Raw genomic sequence first — 15806 nt, 5'->3', positions numbered from 1 at the left:
CCAGTGCGAGAAGAGACCCCCGCCACCCCCTACGACCGGCTGCGCGCCGCCCGTCCCGAGCTGTTCGGCAACACCCCGGGCGGGATCGACATCCTCTTCGACCCCGCCGACGTCGAGGAGGCCCGGCGCACGGCGGGCGCCGGGGCGGAGAACACCGGGGCGGAGCATGCCGGCGCGGAGGGTGCCGGAGCGGAGGGCGCCGCGGCACCGGTCGGCGTCGTCTACGCCGACCGCTTCGTCACTCTCGTACGGGACGCCGTCCGCTTCCCCGGCGGCGCCCCCGGGCTCTACGTCCGCATGCTCTCCACGGTCGCGAGCCCCGGCGCCGTTGTCCTCCCCCTCACGCCCGCGGGAGACGTCGTCCTCGTCGAGCACTACCGCCACGCCACCCGCTCCTGGCACTGGGAGGTGCCGCGCGGCATGGGCGCCCCCGGCGCCACCGGAGCGGAGAACGCGGTGCGGGAACTGGCGGAGGAAATCGGTGCAGAGGTCACCGAATTGATTTCCCTGGGCCGTATGCATCCCGACAGCGGGCTGATCGGCGATCACGTCGAGCTGTTCGCCGCCCGAATCGACGATTTCGGTTCCCCGGAGACCTCCGAAGGCATCCGGCGCATCGTCCCCCGGCCCTGGCCGGAGGTCGCGGAAATGGTCGCCGCGGGGGAGATCACCTGCGGTTTCACCATCGCGGTCCTCACCCGCGCCCTGTTGAACGGCCTGCTGTTGAACGGCCTTCCGGGGAACGGCCTGCTGGGGAAGGGCAAGCCGGGGAACGGCCTTCCGGGGCACGGCCTTCCGGTGAATACCACCGAGGGCACCGGCGAAAAGCATTAGCAGCAGGCGCGCACCCCCGGGGATACTCGACCGCGTGTTCCTGACGATATCCACCACCGCCACGACCGGATCCCCTGCGACCGACCTCGGATTCCTGCTGCACAAGCACCCCGACAAGGCGCAGCGTTTCTCGACCTCCCACGGCACCGCGCACGTCCTCTACCCCGAGGCCACGGCCGAGCGCTGCACCGCCGCGCTGCTGCTGGAGATCGATCCGGTGGCGCTGGTGCGGCGCTCCAAGGGCAAGGGCCGCGGCGGCGCCCCCGACTCCGCCCTCGCGCAGTACGTCAACGACCGTCCGTACGCGGCGTCCTCGCTGCTCGCCGTCGCCCTCGGCAGCGTCTTCTCCACCGCCCTCAAGGGTCAGTGCGCCGCCCGGCCCGGGCTGCCCGGAGCGGCCCGGCCGCTGCGCGTCGAGGTGCCCGTGCTGCCAGCCCGCGGCGGCGCGGCGCTCGTGGAGCGGCTGTTCGCCCCGCTGGGCTGGACGGTGTCCGCCGAGCCGGTCGCGCTGGACGAGAAGTTCCCGCAGTGGGGCGACTCGCGCTACGTACGGCTGGTGCTGGAGGGCGAGCAGCGGCTCGCCGACGCCCTGCGCCACCTGTACGTCCTGCTGCCGGTGCTCGACGACTCCAAGCACTACTGGGTGGCGCCCGACGAGGTGGAGAAGCTCCTGCGCTCCGGCGAGGGATGGCTGGAGGACCACCCCGAGCAGCGCCTGATCGCCGGCCGCTACCTCGGCCGCCGCTGGTCGCTGACGCGGGACGCCCTGGAGCGGCTGGCCCTCGCCCGCCTCGCCGAGGCCGACGACAGCGAGGCCGAGGAGCTCGACAACGCCGTCGACGAGGAGACGGACACCGAGGAGCGGCCCGTCCCGCTGGCCGTGCAGCGCCGTGAGGCGATCCTGGGCGCCCTGCGCGCCTCGGGGGCCGCGCGCGTGCTCGACCTGGGCTGCGGGCAGGGGCAGCTCGTGGGCGAGCTGCTGAAGGACCCGCGCTTCACCGAGGTGGCCGGCATGGACGTGTCGGCGCGCGCCCTCGCGGTGGCCGCGCGGCGGCTGCGCCTGGACCGCATGACCGAGCGCCAGGCGGCGCGGGTCGCGCTGTTCCAGGGCTCGCTCGCGTACACCGACCGCAGGCTGGCCGGGTACGACGCGGCGGTGCTCAGCGAGGTGATCGAGCACGTCGACCTGCCCCGGCTGCCCGCCCTGGAGCACGCGGTGTTCGGCGCGGCGCGCCCCGCGACGGTCGTCGTGACCACCCCGAACGTGGAGTACAACGTGCGCTGGGAGACCCTTCCCGCCGGGCACGTGCGGCACTCGGACCACCGCTTCGAGTGGACCCGCCAGGAGTTCCGCGCCTGGGCGGCGGGCGTCGCGGAGCGGTACGGCTACGAGGTGGCGTACGCGCCCGTGGGGCCGGACGACCCGGAGGTCGGGCCGCCGACCCAGATGGGCGTCTTCACCCGTACAGAGAAAGAGCCGGAGCAGGAGAAGGCCGCATGACCACCACAGCAACAGCCCCCGCGGCACGGGCGAAGCGCACCCTCGCCGTCACCGACCTCTCCCTCGTGGTGCTGGTCGGCCCGACCGGCTCCGGCAAGTCCACCTTCGCCCGGAAGCACTTCAAGCCCACCGAGGTGCTCTCCTCGGACTTCTGCCGCGGCCTCGTAGCCGACGACGAGAACGACCAGAGCGCCAGCGGCGACGCCTTCGACGTGCTGCACTACATCGCGGGCAAGCGCCTCGCGGCCGGCCGCCTCACCGTGATCGACGCGACCAACGTCCAGGCCGAGGCCCGCCGGCAGCTGGTCCGCGTCGCCCGCGAGCACGACGTGCTGCCCATCGCGATCGTCCTCGATGTGCCCGAGGACGTGTGCGCCGCGCGCAACGCCGCCCGCCCCGACCGGGCCCACCTGCCCCGCCACGTCATCCAGCGCCACCGCCGCGAGCTGCGCCGCTCGCTGCGCGGCCTGGAGCGCGAGGGCTTCCGCAAGGTGCACGTCCTGCGCGGCGTCGAGGAGGTCGAGGCCGCCGAGGTCGTCCTGGAGCGCCGCTACAACGACCTCCGGCACCTCACCGGCCCCTTCGACATCATCGGCGACATCCACGGCTGCAGCTCCGAACTGGAGACCCTGCTGGGCGAGCTCGGCTACGCCGACGGCGTCCACCCCGAGGGCCGCACGGCCGTCTTCGTCGGCGACCTCGTCGACCGCGGCCCGGACAGCCCCGGCGTGCTGCGCCGCGTCATGGGCATGGTCGCCTCCGGCAACGCCCTGTGCGTGCCGGGCAACCACGAGAACAAGCTCGGCCGCTGGCTCAAGGGCAAGAAGGTCCAGCCGACCCACGGGCTGGCCGAGACCATCGAGCAGCTGGAGCGCGAGGACGCCCGCGACCCCGCCTTCCGCGCGCAGGTGCGGGAGTTCGTCGACGGGCTCGTCAGCCACTACGTCCTCGACGGCGGCAAGCTCGTGGTCTGCCACGCCGGCCTGCCGGAGAAGTACCACGGCCGCACCTCGGGCCGCGTCCGCTCGCACGCGCTGTACGGGGACACCACCGGCGAGACCGACGAGTTCGGCCTGCCCGTGCGCTACCCGTGGGCCGAGGACTACCGCGGCAGCGCCGCCGTCGTCTACGGCCACACCCCCAACCCGTCGGCCACGTGGCTGAACAACACCATCTGCCTGGACACCGGCGCCGTCTTCGGCGGGAAGATGACCGCGCTGCGCTGGCCCGAGCGCGAGCTGGTGGACGTACCGGCCGAGCAGGTCTGGTACGAGCCGGCGCGGCCGCTGATGAGCGAGGCGCCCGGCGGGGAGGACGGCCGCCCGCTCGACCTGTCCGACGTCACCGGCCGCCGCGTCGTCGAGACCCGGCACATGGGCCGGGTCGCGGTGAAGGAGGAGAACGCCGCGGCCGCCCTGGAGGTCATGAGCCGCTTCTCCGTCGACCCGCGGCTGCTGCCCTACCTCCCGCCGACCATGGCGCCGTGCGCGACCTCCCAGGAGGAGGGCTACCTGGAGCACCCGGCCGAGGCGTTCGCCGCCTACCGGGCCGACGGGGTGCGGCAGGTGGTGTGCGAGGAGAAGCACATGGGCTCGCGGGCCGTGGCCCTCGTGTGCCGCGACGCGGACGTGGCGCGGGAGCGCTTCGGCGCGACCGGCGGGGCGAGCGGGGCGCTCTACACCCGCACCGGCCGGCCGTTCTTCGACGACCCCGAGATGACCGGGCGCATCCTTCACCGGCTGAGCAGGACGATCGGCGCGGCCGGGCTGTGGGACGAGCTGGAGACCGACTGGCTGCTGCTCGACGCCGAGCTCATGCCCTGGTCCCTCAAGGCACAGGGGCTGCTGCGCCACCAGTACGCGGCCGTCGGCGCCGCGTCCGGCGCGGTCTTCCCCGGTGCGATCGCCGCACTGGAGTCGGCTGCGGAGCGGGGCGTGGACGTGTCCGGGCTGCTGGACCGCCAGCGCGAGCGGGCCGCGGACGCGGCCGCGTTCACGGAGGCGTACCGCCGTTACTGCTGGACCACCGGCGACAGCGCCCAGGGCTGGCCGGGGGAGCAGGCGGAGACGCAGTCCCTGCGCCGGGTCGGCGCCAAGGGCACGGACGGCCTGGACGGCATCCGGATGGCGCCGTTCCAGATCCTGGCGGTGCAGGGCCGCAGCCTGGCCGCACTTCCGCACGACGAGCAGCTCGCCCTGATCGACCGGATGATCGAGGCGGAGATGTACGGCTCGGAGTCGAACAACGGCATCTGCGCGTACACCCCGGTGTACATGAACCGCCTGCTCGCCCCGACACGCCGCCTCGTCGTCGACACCGAGGACGAGGCGTCGGTCGCCGCGGGCGTGCAGTGGTGGCTGGACCTGACCGGCGCCGGTGGCGAGGGCATGGTCGTCAAGCCGCTGCAGGCGCTCGTGCGGACCGCCGGCGGGCGGCTCGTCCAGCCGGGCGTCAAGTGCCGGGGCCGGGAGTACCTGCGGATCATCTACGGTCCCGAGTACACCCGCCCGGACAACCTGGCCCGGCTGCGCGCACGCCACCTCGGCCACAAGCGCTCGCTCGCCCTGCGCGAGTACGCGCTCGGGCTGGAGGCGCTGGACCGGCTGGCGGCGGGCGAGCCGCTGTGGCGGGTGCACGAGGCGGTCTTCGGGGTCCTCGCCCTGGAGTCGGAGCCGGTGGACCCGCGGCTGTAGGCGCCACCGGCGGGATCCGGCCCGCAGCTGCGGGTGCGGGCGGGGGCGCGGGCCGCCGCCCGTACGGGCGGCCCCCGCTCGCCACCCCGCGGGGGCGGCGGCATGCTGGCCGCATGAGTACGCAGCACTGGGGCGACGACTACGCGCACGGTGCGCCGCCGCACGTCCGCCACCGACGGCACCGGAAGTGGCCGTGGGTGCTGCTCGCCGTCGTGCTCCTGCTGGCCGCCGGGTGCGCGGCGATCGTCGTCGTGCTCGCCGGGCAGAGCGGCAAGACGGTCCGGGTGCGGTACGAGGTCACCGGCGACGCGAAGGGCGTGTCCATCGCGTACAGCACGTGGCAGGACGGGGCCGTCGTGACGCAGAAGGAGGGTCCCCGGGACCTGCCCTGGCGCAAGGAGCTGGAGACGACGGAGTTCGAGAAGGGCGGCCTGCTGGCCGTTACGACCGGGAAGAGCGGCGGTACGGTCTCCTGCTCGGTGACGGTGGACGACCGCCGGCCGTGGACCGCCACGGCGTCCGGCCGGGAGGCGACGGCGACCTGCTCCGGCTTCTGACCCCGCGCCCCCGGGGCCGGCTCACGGCAGCATCGCGATCCCGTCCAGCTCCACCAGCGCCTCCTCGTCCCACAGGCGCACCGCGCCGATGACGGCCATCGCCGGGTAGTCCCGCCCGGCCAGCCGCCGCCAGATGCCGCCCAGTTCCCGGGCGTGCGCGCGGTAGGCGGCGACGTCGGTGGCGTAGACGGTGACGCGCGCGAGGTGCTGCGGCCCGCCGCCCGCGGCGCGCAGGGCGGCGAGCAGATTGCCCAGGGCCCGCTCGAACTGCTCCGGCAGCCCGCCGGGCACGAGGCGGCCGGCGCCGTCGAGGGCGGTCTGCCCGGCGAGGAGGACGAGCCGGCCCCCGGTGACGGTGACGGCGTGCGAGAAGCCGGTGGGCGGGGAGAGCTCCGGCGGGTTGATCCGGCGCACTTCGGCGCCCCCGGCCCCACGGGGATCCGCACCCCCGGCGCCATGCGTGTCCGCGTCAGCGGCGCCGTGCGTGTCCGCGTCAGCGGCGCCGTGCGTGTCCGTGCCCCCGGCCTCGTGGCTGTTCACCGGTACAGCTCCTTCGCGATGATCGTGCGCTGGACCTCGCTCGCGCCCTCGTAGATCCGCGGCGCGCGCACCTCCCGGTACAGGTGCTCCAGCAGGTGCCCCCGACGCAGCGCGCGGGCGCCGTGGAGCTGCACGGACGCGTCGACGACGTACTGCGCGGTCTCGGTGGCGAACAGCTTGGCCATCGCCGAGCGGGCCGCGATGCCGGGCTCGCCCGCGTCGTACGCCGCGGCCGCCGCGTACACCAGCAGCGCCGCGGCCTCGGTACGCGTGGCCATCTCGGCGAGCTGGTGGGAGACGGCCTGCAGGTCCTTCAGGGGGCCGCCGAAAGCGCGCCGCTCCCCGGCGTGGGCGACGGCGGCCGCGAGCGCGGCCCGGGCCATGCCGACGGCGAAGGCCCCCACGCTCGGCCGGAAGAGGTCGAGCGTGCGCATGGCGACGCGGAAGCCGCCGCCCGGCACCCCGAGGACGTCCCCGGCGCCGACCGGCACGCCGTCGAAGGTCAGCGTGCCGATGGGGTGCGGGCTGAGCATGTCCAGGCCGCGGCCGGAGAGTCCCGCGCTGTCGCCGGGGACGAGGAACGCCGTCACGCCCCGTGAGCCGGGCGCCTGGCCCGTGCGGGCGAAGACGGTGTAGACGTCGGCCTCGGGCGCGTTGGAGATCCACGTCTTCTCGCCCGACAGCCGCCAGCCGTCCCCGGCGCCGGACGGGTCCGGCTCGGCGCACAGCTCCAGGGCCGCCGCGTCGGACCCGGCGGCCGGCTCGCTCAGCGCGAACGCGGCCACCGCCCGGCCCGCGATCACCTCGGGCATCCAGCGGGCGCGCTGCCGGGCGGTCCCGGACTGCACGACGGGGTAGGCGCCGAGCCCCTGCAGGGCGAGCGCGGTCTCGGCCTCCGTGCACTCCCGCGCGAGGGACTCCCGCAGCAGGCACAGGTCCGTCGCGCGCACCGGCCCCTCGGCGGGGAAGAGCCGGGCCAGCAGGCCGAGTTCGCCGAGGGCGGCGACGAGGGGACGGTTGACGCGGCCCGGCTCGCCGCCGGCCGCGAGCGGGCGCAGCCGCTCCGCCGCGACGGTGCGCAAGCCGGCGCACCAGGCGCGCTGCTGCGGGTCGAGGGCGAACGGGGTGACCATGGGCGGCCCCTTCGTGGTATCGCGCTGTGTTGACTGCCGTCACCAAGTCGCTACGCTGACAGCGGATCCGCACGGCTGGCAAGACCCCCGTTCACCTCCATGTCACCGGCGCGAGGGGGCGCATCAGCGATGGCAGCGACCGAGCTTCAGCCGTCGGCCCACGTCGACACCTTTCCGCGCGACCACCTCCCTCCCGCCCGCCACTGGCCCGCCCTCCTGCACCGGAGCGACGCCCTGCCCGCCTACCCGCCCCGCCTCAACTGCGGCAGCGAACTCCTCGACGCCACCGTGGCCCGGCTGGGCCCGGACCGCCCCGCCGTGCACGACGACACCGGATGCCGGTGGACCTACGGCCAGCTCGCCGCCCACGTCGACCGCATCGCCCACACCCTCACCGGCGACCTCGGCGTCGTCCCCGGCAACCGGGTCCTGCTGCGCGGCCCCACCACCCCCTGGCTCGCGGCCTGCTGGCTCGCCGTGATGAAGGCCGGCGCGGTCGCCGTCACCGTCCTGGCCGCCCAGCGGCCGCACGAACTCGCCACGATCTGCGAACTGGCCCGCATACGGCACGCCTTGTGCGACGCCCGCTCGCTCGAAGGTCTCGGAGGTCTCGGAGGTCTCGACGGCCTCGACGCCCTCGCGCGGGCCCCGGAACCCCTGCGGATCACCCCGTACGGCGGGGACACTCCGGGCGACCTGCTGCGCCTGGCCGCGGACAAACCCTCATCGTATGCGGCGGTGGACACCTCCGCGGACGACGTCGCCCTCATCGCCTTCACCTCCGGCACCACCGGACGCCCCAAGGGCTGCATGCACTTCCACCGCGACGTGCTCGCCATAGCCGACACCTTCTCGGCCCACGTCCTGCGGCCGCGCCCCGACGACGTCTTCGCCGGCAGCCCGCCCCTGGGCTTCACCTTCGGCCTCGGCGGCCTGGTGGTCTTCCCCCTGCGGGCGGGCGCCGCCACGCTGCTGACCGACTGGCGCGGCCCCGAACGCCTCCTCGCCGACATCCGGCGCCACCGCGTCTCCGTGCTCTTCACCGCCCCCACCGCCTACCGCTCGATGCTGGAGACACTGGAACAGCAACAGCAACAGCAACAGCAACAGCAACAGCAACAGCAACAGCAACAGCAACAGCCCGGCCCGCACGACGTCTCGTCGCTGCGCCGCTGCGTCTCGGCCGGCGAACACCTGCCCGCGGCCCTCTGGCACGCCTGGCGGCAGGCCACCGGGCTGCGCGTCATCAACGGCATCGGCGCGACCGAGATGCTGCACATCTTCATCTCCGCCGCCGACGACGCGATCCGCCCCGGCACCACCGGCCTGCCCGTCCCCGGCTACGAGGCCCGCGTCACCGGCCCCGACGGCCGGACGCTGCCGGACGGCGAACCCGGTCTGCTGGCCGTGCGCGGCCCCACCGGCTGCCGCTACCTCGCCGACGAACGCCAGCGCGAGTACGTCCGCGACGGCTGGAACCTCACCGGAGACACCTATGTCCGCGAACCCGGCGGCCACTTCCGTTACGTCGCCCGCGCCGACGACATGATCATCTCGGCCGGGTACAACATCGCCGGCCCGGAGGTGGAAGAGGCCCTGCTGCGCCACCCCGACGTCCTGGAAGCGGCCGTCGTCGGGCGCCCCGACGAGCGGCGCGGCCAGATCGTCGTGGCCCACGTGGTGCTCCGGGCGGGGGCCCCGCGCACCGCGGAAACGGCGGCGGCGCTGCGGGAGTTCACCAAAAAGGAGATCGTTCCCTACAAGTGCCCTCGCGAGATCGAGTTCCCGGAGTCCCTTCCCCGCACGCCCACCGGCAAATTGCAGCGCTTCCGGCTGCGTCACGGCGCTTTACAGTTTCCCCGTGACTGACCAGCAACCACTCCATACTCCTCGGTCCCTCATCGTCACTTTCTACGGCGCGTACGGCCGCGGGGGCGCCGCCCGCCATACGGGCGGCAGGCCCGTACCGATCGCGGCCCTGATCCGGTTGCTGGGTGCCGTCGGCGTGGACTCGCCCTCGGTGCGGTCGGCCGTCTCGCGGCTCAAACGACGCGGCCTGCTCGTCGCGGACCGCACCCCCGACGGGGCCGCGGGTTACGGGCTCTCGGAAGCCGCGCGGCAGCTCCTCGACGACGGCGACCGGCGCATCTACGGCCGGGTCTCCACGCGTACGGCCGGCGGCTGGCTGCTGGCCGTCTTCTCCGTGCCCGAGGAGGAGCGGCACAAGCGGCACCTGCTGCGCTCGCGGCTGGCCCGGCTCGGCTTCGGGACCGCCGCCCCCGGCGTGTGGATCGCCCCCGCGCACGTCCACGACGAGACGCGGCACACCCTCGAACGGCTCGGACTGGCCTCCTACGTCGACCTGTTCAAGGGCTCCCACGTCGGCTTCGAGCCGACCGCGGAGGCCGTGGGGCGCTGGTGGGACCTCGCGTCCCTGGCCGGGCAGCACCACGCCTTCCTGGCGGCCCACGAGCCGGTGCTGCGGCGCTGGGCGCGGCGGCGGGTGGTGCCGCCGCGTGACGCCTACCGCGACTACCTCCTCGCGCTGGACTCGTGGCGGCACCTGCCGTACGCGGACCCCGGCCTGCCGGGCGGCCTGCTGCCGGCCGACTGGCCCGGGGTGCGGGCGGCGCGGGTGTTCGGTGCGCTGCATTCGCGGTTGCGGGAGGCGGGGGCGCGGTTCGTGGCGGGGGAGCTGGCTTAGGCCCGTGGTCGGGTGCCCCGCCGCTGCGCGGGGCTCCGCCCCGGACCCCGGTCCTCAATCGCCGGACGGCTCTATTTCTCCTGAGCCCGGGCGCAATACGTGCCGGACACGAGTCAGGCGCCGCGGCCCGTCGGCGGCCTCCTGCTTCCCGCCCGGTACGGCTCCGGCCACCGCACCCCCGGCCCCGCGTACTCCTGTTCGGCCGCCGCGTGCAGCGTCCAGTGCGGGTCGTACAGGTGAGGCCGGCCGAGGGCGCACAGGTCGGCGCGGCCCGCCAGGATCAGGGAGTTGACGTCGTCCCAGGAGGAGATCGCGCCGACCGCGATCACGGGGACGCCCGCCTCGTGGCGGATGCGGTCGGCGAAGGGCGTCTGGTACGAGCGGCCGAAGGCGGGCCGCTCGTCGGCGACGACCTGGCCGGTGGAGACGTCGAGCGCGTCGGCCCCGTGGGCGGCGAAGGCGCGCGCGACGGCGACGGCGTCCTGCGCGGTGGTGCCGCCGTCGGCCCAGTCGGTGGCGGAGATGCGTACGGTCATGGGCCGGTCGGCGGGCCAGACGGCCCGGACGGCGTCGAAGACCTCCAGGGGGTAGCGCAGCCGCCCGGCGAGGTCGCCCCCGTAGGCGTCGTCGCGGTGGTTGGTCAGGGGGGAGAGGAAGCCGGACAGCAGGTAGCCGTGGGCGCAGTGGAGTTCGAGGAGGTCGAACCCGGCGCGGGCGGCGGCCTCCGCGGACCGTACGAACTGATCGCGCACGGCCTCCATTCCGGCGACCGACAGGGCGTGCGGGGTCTGGTTGACGCCGGCCCGGTACGGCAGCGCCGACGGGGCGACCAGCGGCCAGTTCCCCTCCGGGAGCGGCTGGTCGATGCCCTCCCACATGCGGCGCGTGGAGCCCTTGCGGCCCGCGTGCCCCAGCTGGAGGCCGATCGCCGTACCGGGCGCCCGGTCGTGCACGAAGCCGGTGATGCGGCGCCACGCCCGCTCGTGCTCCGGGGTGTACATCCCCGAGCAGCCGGGCGTGATCCGGCCCTGTTCGCTCACGCAGACCATCTCGGCCATGACGAGCCCGGCCCCGCCGAGGGCGCGCGCGCCGAGGTGGACGAGGTGGAAGTCGCCGGGGGTGCCGCCGGCCGCGGAGTACATGTCCATGGGGGAGACGACGACGCGGTTGCGCAGGGTCAGGCCGCGCAGCCGGAAGGGCGTGAACATGGGGGGCGTGCCGGGCGGGACGCCGGCCTCGTCCTCCACGGAGGCGACGAAGTCCGCGTCGCGCAGGCGCAGGTTGGCGTGGGTGACGCGGCGGCTGCGGGTGAGGAGGTTGAAGGCGAAGCGGCGCGGGGGCTGGTCCACGTGCACGGCGAGGTCCTCGAACCACTCCAGGCTGGCGCGGGCGGCGCGCTGGGTGGAGGCGACGGCCGGGCGCCGCTCGTCCTCGTAGGCGGCCAGCGCCGCGGGGACGTCCGGGTGCCGCTCCAGGGCCTGCGCGAGGGCGAGGGCGTCCTCGACGGCGAGCTTGGTGCCGGAGCCGATGGAGAAGTGGGCGGTGTGGGCGGCGTCGCCGAGGAGGACCGTACGGCCGTGGTGCCAGTGTTCGTTGACGACGGTGCGGAAAGCGGTCCAGGCGGAGCGGTTGGAGCGCAGGGGGCGGCCGCCGAGGGCGTCGGCGAAGTACTTGCCGCAGGCTTCCAGCGTGGCGTCCTCGTCGGCGCGGTCGAGGCCCGCGCGGCGCCAGACCTCCTCGCGCATCTCGACGACCACGGTGCTGGCGTCGTGCCGGTACGGGTAGCCGTGGAGCTGCATCAGGCCGTGCTCGGTCTCGGCGATCTCGAAGCGGAAGGCGTCGAACGCGAAGTCGGCGGAGAGCCAGATGTAGCGGCAGCGGTGGGTGGTGAGGGCGGGCCGGAAGAGGTCCGCGTGGGTCTCGCGGGTGCGGCTGTGGACGCCGTCGGCGGCGATGACGAGGTCGTGGGTGCGGGCGAGCTCGCCGGCGGGCGGCGCCTCCGTGCGGAAGCGGAGCCGGACGCCGAGCCCGTGGCAGCGATCGTGGAGGATCTCCAGGAGCCGGCGGCGGCCGAGGGCGGCGAAGCCGTGACCCCCGGAGCGCAGCGCGGTGCCGCGGTGGACGACGTCGACGTCGTCCCAGCGGACGAACTCGCGGCGCAGGGCGGCGTAGACCTCCGGGTCGGCGCTCTCGATGCCGCCGAGCGTCTCGTCGGAGAGGACGACGCCGAAGCCGAAGGTGTCGTCGGGGGCGTTGCGTTCCCAGAGGGTGACCTCGCGCTCCGGGGCGAGGCGTTTGAGCAGGGCCGCGGCGTAGAGGCCGCCCGGCCCGCCGCCGATGACGGCGACCCGCGCGGCGGCCGTCATCGCCCCCGCCACTTCGGGGGCCGCTTCTCGGTGAAGGCGGCGTGGAACTCGGCGTAGTCGGCGCTGTTCATGAGCAGGGCCTGGGTGGCGGCGTCGAGTTCGACGGCGGCCGCCAGCGGCATGTCGAGCTCGGCGGTGAGCAGGGCCTTGGTCTGGGCGTGGGCGAGGGCGGGCCCGTCGGCGAGACGGCGGGCGAGGGCCTGCGCCGCCTCCCCGGCCCCTCCTTCGCCGGTCAGCTGACTGATCAGGCCGATGCGTTCGGCCTCGGCGGCGCGCACGGGCTCGCCCAGCATCAGCAGCCGCGTGGCGTGCCCGAGGCCGACGACGCGGGGGAGCAGGTAGGCGGCGCCCATGTCGCCGCCGGAGAGCCCGACCCGTGTGAAGAGGAACGCGAAGCGGGCGGTCGGGTCGGCGACGCGGAAGTCGGCGGCGAGCGCGAGGACGGCCCCGGCGCCCGCGGCGACCCCGTGCACGGCGGCGACGACCGGGAAGGGGCACTCGCGCAGGGCCCGTACGGTCTGCCCGGTCATGCGGTTGAAGTCCAGGAGCTGCCCGGTGTCCATGGCCAGCGTCGCGCCGATGATCTCGTCGACGTCGCCGCCGGAGCAGAAGCCGCGGCCCTCGCCGCCGAGCACGAGGGCGCGCACGGAGCCGTCGCGGGCCAGCTCGGGCAGGAGGTCGCGCAGGTCGGCGTAGGCGCCGAAGGTGAGGGCGTTGAGCTTTTCGGGGCGGGCGAGGGTGACGGTCGCGACGCCCGCGTCGAGGGTCAGGCGCAGGTGCCGCCACTCCTCGGTACGGGACGCGGAGCCGGTGAACGGAGTCATGGAGCGCGGCCTCCTTCAGCCGGGGGGCTGGTGCGTGCCTGCGCTGTGAAGTTATCACCGGTGCGTGACTGTCGTCACGAGTGCGCGATAGAAGGGGAGTTGCTCCGGGCGGTCGGCGGTCGGCGGCCGGTGGCCGGCAGCCGGCGGCCGACCGCCCGGGGCGAGCGGGCCGTCAGCCGGCGAGCGTCGCCACCAGCACCGCCTTGATCGTGTGCATCCGGTTCTCGGCCTGGTCGAAGACCACGGAGTGCTGCGACTCGAAGACCTCGTCGGTGACCTCCAGGGAGGTCAGCCCGTGCCGCTCGTGGATCTCGCGGGCGACCGAGGTCTCCAGGTCGTGGAACGCGGGCAGGCAGTGCAGGAACTTCACCGCCGGATTGCCCGTCGCGCGCAGCACGTCCATGGTGACGGCGTACGGCGCGAGCAGGGCGATGCGGGCGTCCCACACCTCCTTGGGCTCGCCCATCGACACCCACACGTCGGTGGCGACGAAGTCCGCGCCCTTCACGCCCTCGGCGACGTCCGGGGTGAGGCTGATCCGAGCCCCGCTCGTCTCGGCGAGCCGCCGCGCCGCCGCGATGACGTCCGCGTCGGGCCACAGCTCCTCCGGGGCCACAATGCGCACGTCCATGCCGAGGAGCGCGCCCGTGATGAGGTAGGAGTTGCCCATGTTGTACCGGGCGTCGCCGAGGTAGGCGAAGGCGACGTGGTCCAGGGACTTGGCGGTGTGCTCGGACATGGTGAGGACGTCGGCGAGCATCTGGGTGGGGTGCCACTCGTCCGTCAGACCGTTGTAGACGGGCACCCCGGCGTGCGCGGCCAGCTCCTCCACGACGTCCTGGCCGTGGCCCCGGTACTCGATGGCGTCGAACATCCGGCCGAGCACGCGCGCGGTGTCCTTGACCGACTCCTTGTGCCCGATCTGGGAGCCCGCCGGGTCGAGGTAGGTCGTGCGGGCCCCCTGGTCGCCCGCCGCGACCTCGAAGGCGCAGCGGGTGCGCGTCGAGGTCTTCTCGAAGACCAGGGCGATGTGCCGGCCGAGGAGGCGCTGCTCCTCGACGCCGGTCTGCCGTGCGGCCTTGAGCTCGGCCGCGAGCTCGACGAGGCTGTGGAACTCCTCGGCGGTGAAGTCCGTCTCCTTGAGGAAGTGACGGCCCTTGAGGTCTGTCGTCATGGGGATGGACTCCTAGCTGGGTCTGGCTCGCGGGGCTCACGACTGCGGAAAGATGGAATTCTATACATGCTTCCGCATTGCTATGCAATCAAGTGTGCGAAGGACCACCCGGGGCGGAGCCGGCGGAGGGCGGTGCGACGGGGCCCGGAGCGATGCCCGGGACGGGCGGTCCGGCGGGTTGCCCGGCCGGGTGCCCGCCCACCGGGTCCCGCTCGATCGGGCAGCTCATGCAGCGCGGCCCGCCCCGCCCCCGGCCCAGCTCGCTGCCCGGAATGGTGATCACTTCGATGCCGTTCTTGCGCAGGTGGGTGTTGGTCGTCACGTTGCGCTCGTAGGCCACCACCACGCCCGGCTCGATGGCCAGCACGTTGCAGCCGTCGTCCCACTGCTCCCGCTCCGCCGCGTGCACGTCCTGCGTCGCGGTCAGCACCCGCACCGAGTCCAGGCCGAGGGCCGCGGCGATCGCCCGGTGCATGTGCTCCGGCGGATGGTCGGTGACCTTCAGCTCGCGCTCGCCCGCACCCGGCTCGATCGTGTACGAGCGGAGCGTCCCCAGCCCGGCGTACTGGGTGAAGGTGTCCCCGTCCACCATGGTCATCACGGTGTCCAGGTGCATGAACGCGCGCCGCTTGGGCATGTCCAGCGCCACGATCGTGCGGGCCGAGCCGGCTGCGAAGAGCCGGTGGGCGAGCATCTCCACCGCCTGCGGGGTGGTCCGCTCGCTCATCCCGATCAGCACGGCGCCCTCGCCGATGACGAGCACGTCGCCGCCCTCGATCGTGGACGGGTATGCGGCCTGGCCCTCGGACCAGACGTGGAAGCCGCCGCCCGAGAAGAGCGGGTGGTAGCGGTAGAGGGCCTCGTAGTGCACGGTCTCGTGCCAACGCGCGGGCCAGCGCATCGCGTTGACGCACACCCCGTCGTAGACCCAGGCGGAGGTGTCCCGGGTGAACAGGTGGTTGGGCAGCGGGTTGATCAGGAAGTCGTCCAGCTCCATGGCGTGGAAGCGCACCGAGACCGGCTCGCTCCAGCGCTCCAGGAACTCGCGCTTGGTCATCCCGCCGACCAGCCACTCGCCCAGGTCCGCCGCCGGCAGCCGCTCGAACGCGGCCCGCAGGTGGCCGGTGGCCAGCGGTCCGTACTCCTTCTCGTCGAAGACCCGGTCCAGCACCATGGCCCGGGCCTCCGGCACCGTCAGGCTCTCCTCCAGCAGGTCCTGGAAGAAGTGCACCTCGACCCCGCGCTCGCGCAGCACGTCCGCGAAGCCGTCGTGCTCGGCGCGGGCCCGCCGCACCCAGAGCACGTCGTCGAAGAGGAGAGCGTCCTTGTTGGAGGGCGTGAGCCGCTTCAGCTCCAGGCCGGGGCGGTGCAGTATGACGCGGCGCAGCCGCCCGGCCTCGGAATCGACATGGAATCCCATCCCCCCATCCTGTCCCGGATCACTCGCGATGACCCGGTTCACCACGGCGAAACGTCCACC

12 protein-coding genes are annotated in these 15806 nt (G+C 74.1%); 6 read left to right on the top strand and 6 right to left on the bottom strand.

Features of this window, described 5'->3' with window-relative positions; genetic code table 11:
* The first annotated feature begins 3 nt into the window (after positions 1-3).
* From NQU55_RS18870 to NQU55_RS18855, 4 genes are all read left to right on the top strand, one after another.
* On the top strand, positions 4-834 hold the full coding sequence (locus NQU55_RS18870; protein ID WP_168095092.1) for an NUDIX hydrolase: 831 nt from the start codon (positions 4-6) through the stop codon (positions 832-834).
* 34 nt (positions 835-868) lie between these two features.
* Positions 869-2335 carry a 3' terminal RNA ribose 2'-O-methyltransferase Hen1 gene (locus NQU55_RS18865; protein ID WP_168095091.1) on the top strand — a complete coding sequence of 489 codons (1467 nt, stop codon included), beginning with the start codon at positions 869-871 and terminating at the stop codon, positions 2333-2335.
* Complete coding sequence (locus tag NQU55_RS18860; protein WP_256790871.1) at positions 2332-5028, top strand: polynucleotide kinase-phosphatase; 2697 nt, start codon at positions 2332-2334, stop codon at positions 5026-5028. The genes NQU55_RS18865 and NQU55_RS18860 overlap by 4 nt, the downstream gene beginning before the upstream one ends.
* Before the next feature lie 113 nt (positions 5029-5141).
* Positions 5142-5585 carry a hypothetical protein gene (locus tag NQU55_RS18855; RefSeq protein WP_206329156.1) on the top strand — a complete coding sequence of 148 codons (444 nt, stop codon included), beginning with the start codon at positions 5142-5144 and terminating at the stop codon, positions 5583-5585.
* Between the two features lie 21 nt (positions 5586-5606).
* On the opposite strand, the gene NQU55_RS18850 is transcribed toward NQU55_RS18855, so the two are convergent.
* Positions 5607-5999 carry a RidA family protein gene (locus NQU55_RS18850; RefSeq protein WP_168092131.1) on the bottom strand — a complete coding sequence of 131 codons (393 nt, stop codon included), beginning with the start codon at positions 5997-5999 and terminating at the stop codon, positions 5607-5609.
* Positions 6000-6121: 122 nt separating this feature from the next.
* Positions 6122-7258: an acyl-CoA dehydrogenase family protein gene (locus NQU55_RS18845; RefSeq protein WP_168092130.1), complete on the bottom strand. Its 1137-nt coding sequence runs from the start codon at positions 7256-7258 to the stop codon at positions 6122-6124.
* A gap of 129 nt (positions 7259-7387) precedes the next feature.
* On the opposite strand from NQU55_RS18845, the gene NQU55_RS18840 reads away from it, so the two are divergent.
* Both NQU55_RS18840 and NQU55_RS18835 read left to right on the top strand, forming a co-directional pair.
* The gene (locus NQU55_RS18840; RefSeq protein ID WP_168092129.1) at positions 7388-9127 is read left to right on the top strand and encodes an AMP-binding protein; all 1740 of its coding nucleotides are present in this window, start codon (positions 7388-7390) and stop codon (positions 9125-9127) included.
* Positions 9120-9962 carry a PaaX family transcriptional regulator gene (locus NQU55_RS18835; protein WP_168092128.1) on the top strand — a complete coding sequence of 281 codons (843 nt, stop codon included), beginning with the start codon at positions 9120-9122 and terminating at the stop codon, positions 9960-9962. Before NQU55_RS18840 ends, NQU55_RS18835 begins: the two co-directional genes overlap by 8 nt.
* A gap of 113 nt (positions 9963-10075) precedes the next feature.
* Here the strand turns inward: NQU55_RS18835 and NQU55_RS18830 are convergent, their stop codons facing one another.
* The 4 genes from NQU55_RS18830 to NQU55_RS18815 form a co-directional block, all read right to left on the bottom strand.
* On the bottom strand, positions 10076-12328 hold the full coding sequence (locus tag NQU55_RS18830) for a bifunctional salicylyl-CoA 5-hydroxylase/oxidoreductase (RefSeq protein WP_168092127.1): 2253 nt from the start codon (positions 12326-12328) through the stop codon (positions 10076-10078).
* Entirely contained in the window at positions 12325-13152 is an 828-nt protein-coding gene (locus tag NQU55_RS18825) for an enoyl-CoA hydratase family protein (RefSeq protein ID WP_168092126.1), read from the bottom strand. The genes NQU55_RS18830 and NQU55_RS18825 overlap by 4 nt, the downstream gene beginning before the upstream one ends.
* 172 nt (positions 13153-13324) lie before the next feature.
* Positions 13325-14326, bottom strand: coding sequence for an ornithine carbamoyltransferase (gene argF, locus NQU55_RS18820; RefSeq protein ID WP_168092125.1), 1002 nt, complete (start codon positions 14324-14326; stop codon positions 13325-13327).
* An 88-nt stretch (positions 14327-14414) separates the two neighbouring features.
* Positions 14415-15746: an arginine deiminase gene (locus NQU55_RS18815; RefSeq protein WP_240976242.1), complete on the bottom strand. Its 1332-nt coding sequence runs from the start codon at positions 15744-15746 to the stop codon at positions 14415-14417.
* Positions 15747-15806 lie beyond the last annotated feature (60 nt).

It is taken from the genome of Streptomyces telluris (genome assembly GCF_024519335.1).
Taxonomy (GTDB): domain Bacteria; phylum Actinomycetota; class Actinomycetes; order Streptomycetales; family Streptomycetaceae; genus Streptomyces; species Streptomyces telluris.
The sequence above is the reverse complement of the archived record's forward strand: the minus strand, read 5'-3'. Positions and strand labels throughout refer to the sequence as shown.

What these genes read in the sequence shown, in the direction of transcription:
- NQU55_RS18830 (WP_168092127.1), bottom strand. Translation starts at nt 12,328, where the DNA reads ATGACGGCCGCCGCGCGGGTCGCCGTCATCGGCGGCGGGCCGGGCGGC.
- NQU55_RS18860 (WP_256790871.1), top strand. Translation starts at nt 2,332, where the DNA reads ATGACCACCACAGCAACAGCCCCCGCGGCACGGGCGAAGCGCACCCTC.
- NQU55_RS18815 (WP_240976242.1), bottom strand. Translation starts at nt 15,746, where the DNA reads ATGGGATTCCATGTCGATTCCGAGGCCGGGCGGCTGCGCCGCGTCATA.
- NQU55_RS18845 (WP_168092130.1), bottom strand. Translation starts at nt 7,258, where the DNA reads ATGGTCACCCCGTTCGCCCTCGACCCGCAGCAGCGCGCCTGGTGCGCC.
- NQU55_RS18825 (WP_168092126.1), bottom strand. Translation starts at nt 13,152, where the DNA reads ATGACTCCGTTCACCGGCTCCGCGTCCCGTACCGAGGAGTGGCGGCAC.
- argF (WP_168092125.1), bottom strand. Translation starts at nt 14,326, where the DNA reads ATGACGACAGACCTCAAGGGCCGTCACTTCCTCAAGGAGACGGACTTC.
- NQU55_RS18840 (WP_168092129.1), top strand. Translation starts at nt 7,388, where the DNA reads ATGGCAGCGACCGAGCTTCAGCCGTCGGCCCACGTCGACACCTTTCCG.
- NQU55_RS18855 (WP_206329156.1), top strand. Translation starts at nt 5,142, where the DNA reads ATGAGTACGCAGCACTGGGGCGACGACTACGCGCACGGTGCGCCGCCG.